The sequence below is a fragment of the Acidisphaera sp. S103 genome (genome assembly GCF_009765975.1).
GTDB lineage: Bacteria > Pseudomonadota > Alphaproteobacteria > Acetobacterales > Acetobacteraceae > Rhodopila.
In genome coordinates, this window is sequence record NZ_LMUJ01000067.1 from 28,502 (window position 1) to 31,737 (window position 3,236).

General features: G+C 66.4%; 3 protein-coding genes. All 3 read right to left on the minus strand.

Going from position 1 to position 3,236, the window contains the following annotated elements; genetic code table 11:
- On the minus strand, positions 1-1,768 hold a 1,768-nt coding region (locus GSQ89_RS24660), incomplete at its 3' end, for a tetratricopeptide repeat protein (protein ID WP_158930248.1).
- A 115-nt stretch (positions 1,769-1,883) separates the two neighbouring features.
- Positions 1,884-2,615 carry a flagellar basal body L-ring protein FlgH gene (gene flgH, locus GSQ89_RS24665; protein WP_158930258.1) on the minus strand — a complete coding sequence of 244 codons (732 nt, stop codon included), beginning with the start codon at positions 2,613-2,615 and terminating at the stop codon, positions 1,884-1,886.
- A 191-nt stretch (positions 2,616-2,806) separates the two neighbouring features.
- On the minus strand, positions 2,807-3,236 hold a 430-nt coding region (locus GSQ89_RS24670; RefSeq protein WP_216856364.1), incomplete at its 5' end, for a DUF2161 domain-containing phosphodiesterase.

The window sequence follows — 3,236 nt, forward strand, 5'->3', positions numbered from 1 at the left end:
GCCAGTCCGGATCGAAGCGGTCCAGCAGCCACACCGGCTTCCCCAACCCCGCCGCCAGGTGCGCCACGGCGGTATCGACCGAGATCACCAGATCCAGATTGGCCACCAACCCGGCCGTATCGGCGAAATCTCCCATCTCCCCCATGAAATCGGTCACCCCGGCCGCCGTCCCATCCTTCTGCAAACTGAAAAACCACAACCCATCCACCCCGAACAACGGCGCCAGCCGATCCGGACTCAACGACCGCTGTCTGTCGCGAACCATCTCCGGATTGCCCGCCCACGCCACCCCGACCCGGGGCCGCCGATCCCCCATGGCCCCCAGACGCGCGCCCCAAGCCGCCGCCAGCCCCACATCCGCACGCAGCGAAGCCGCCGGAATCGTCTCCAGCGTCGTTCCCAGCGCCAAAGGCAGGCTCTGCATCGGGCAGTGCAGATCGAACGCCGGCAACGCCTCCCCACGCGCCACGATCCGATCCACAGCCGGCAAATCCCCCAGCAGCCGGACCAGCGGCGCCTGCACCTCCATGACGACCCGCAGTCCAGCGGCGGCGGCCAACGCCGCGTAACGGCAGAACTGCAACGTGTCGCCCAACCCCTGTTCGGCATGGATCAGCAGCGTGCGGCCCCCGCCCGCCTCACCGAACCATTGCGGTTGCACAAACGCTCGGCGAGCCCCGGCCATATCCGCCGTTTCCCAGCGCCATTCGTGTTCCCGCCACCCCTCCGCCATGTCACCCACGGCCAGCAGCGCCATGGCCAGATTGCGATGCGCATTCGGAAAATCCAGCTTCAGGCCGATGGCCGTCCGGAAGCAGGCGAGCGCCGCCTCCGGCAACCCCTGTTCCTTCAGGACGGTCCCGAGATTGTCGTGTGCCCGCGGCGCGTCGGGCCCAAGCACCACCGCCTGCCGGCAACAGGCGGCCGCCTCGTCCAGCCTGCCCTGCTTCGCCAGCACGGCACCCAGCGCGTCATGCGCCTCCATCAGGTCGGGCCGCAGCGCGATCGCCCGATGGCAGCAACCGGCCGCCTCCTCCAACTGTCCCAACCGACAGAGCGCAATGCCAAGATTGTTCGACGCCTCGGCGAAATCCGGCTGGGCCGCGAGGGCCGTCCGGTAGCAAACAACCGCTTCCTCCAGCGAGCCCGCGTCCTTCAGCGCGGTGCCCAGGTTGTTGCACGCATCCGCATAACCCGGCCGAAGGGCAATGGCGCGCCGATAGCAGGCGGCCGCCTCGTCCAACTGCCCCTGGTCCACAAGCAGATTGCCCAGGTTATTATAGGCTTCGGGAAAATCCGGCTTCATGGCGACGGCCTTGCGCAGCCAACCCAACGCCTCGTCTATCTGGTTCAGCGCATGCAGCGCGGTGGCCAGGTTACTGTAAGCCTCGGGGTAGCGAGGCCGCAGGACGATCGCTCGGCGATAGCAGGCGACGGCCTGGTCCAGCCTGCCCAGCGCCTTCAGCGCATTACCCCGGTTGGTGTGATACAGGGCGACCGTGGCGTCGATCCCGATCGCCTGGCCGATCAGGTCAACGGCCAACTCGGGCCGCCCGGCCTGAAGCGCGACGACACCCAGCAGGTGCAGGCTGTCGGCGTGGCCGGCGTTCACCGCCAGGACCTGACGGTACAGACGTTCGGCGTCGGCCAGGTGCCCGGCCTGGTGATGCTGAACGGCGGCGGCGAACACCGCTTCGCCGGCGGGCGACAATTTGCGCGCCTTCGGCTTCGGCAGCTTCGTGACCGTCCGGTGCGCGGTTCTACTCATCCAATCATCTCACTAAAGCGTGGTCGCCCTGGGCGGAACGCCAACAGGGCGTGAATCATGCGATCAAACAAAGAATTAGAGCGTGCTGACTGTTCACAGTCAGCTTGTAAACGCTCTAAAACGGCGCCAGGATATCCAGCATCTGCTGTCCCCATCGGGCACGCTGCAGATCGGTCAGGTTGCCCCGTCCCCCGTAGGAGATGCGCGCTTCGGCCATCCGGTCATGTGTTACGGTGTTGTCCGATGCAATGTCCTGCGGGCGCACGACGCCGGTGACCCGCAGGTCCCGCAATTCGCTGTTGACCATGAATTCCTGGCTGGCGGCGACAACGAGGTTGCCGTTGGGCAGCACCTGCGTGACGACTCCCGCCACACGCAGCGTCACGGCCTCGTTACGCTGGATCTGTCCGCTCCCCACATTGCTGTTGCCGCTGGAAGATGACACCAGTGACGACATGTTGACGGCCTTCGGCACGATCGATTCCAGCCCGAACAGGTTCGGCAGGCCGGCGGTTTCGCTGCTGGTCCGGGTGGCCGTCGTATCGTTGGTCAGATTGGCCGAGTCGTTCATGTTGACCAGCACGGTGATGATATCGCCGACCTGGGCCGCCCGCTGATCCTTGAAAAATGCGCGTGACCCGGGTCGCCACAGCGCGTTCGCCTCACGCGGAGACGGCTGGGGCGCCGGCTCCGGCATGGTCAGCGGCCGGTATTTCGGGTCTTTCGTGGGATCCGAGGTCGGGGTCATCTGCGGCGGCCGTCCGACTTCGGACAGGCGGCTCAACGTGCCGCATCCGGTCAGCAGGCCGGCGCCAACGCCCAGGCAGATGATCGGCAACGCGGCCATCGCCCACGAACGCCGCGATCTCGACGAACCGCCGCCCAGGTCATGATGAATCGCCAGCGAACCGACCCGCCGGGGCGCTGCGACCCCCGATGACAGCACGAAATCGCCCATTTGAAAGTCGTCCATCCCGCGACCAACACGCTTTGTGCTTCAGACAAGCGGCAGGATAGCCCCCGAAGGTTGACAAACCCTTAACGCGTGGCAGCCGCCGGTTCCGCCATTCCGGTCACAACCCGAGCCGCCACCACATCGGCGTATTGCAGCAACGCGCTGCGCCCGTTCGGCGCGATGTCATAGGTCCCACGCCCAACCCTGACGAACCAGCCATAGACATCGTCGCGCAGGATGGCGCTCGCCTTCGCCACACCTGTCGCATCCCGCACCGCCGCGACCTTCATCACGCCCCGGGCCGCCAGCACGTCGGCGCACGCCAACGCATCCTCCCGATACGCCGTCACCCGAGGACGCTTGGTCGTGCCGCCCAAATTATGATCCCCGCTGCGGCGGAGGAACTCGCTCAGCAGCCGCTGACGCTGCTTCGGCTGCCTGCGAGGTTGGTAAGGTTCGGGATCGGCATGCACGACGACGTTGCCGCTGCGCACCGAGAGCAATCCCACGCCC

Bases quoted from the DNA above. Each gene is read 5' to 3' on its own strand.
- flgH (WP_158930258.1), bottom strand. From the start codon at position 2,615: ATGGCCGCGTTGCCGATCATCTGCCTGGGCGTTGGCGCCGGCCTGCTG.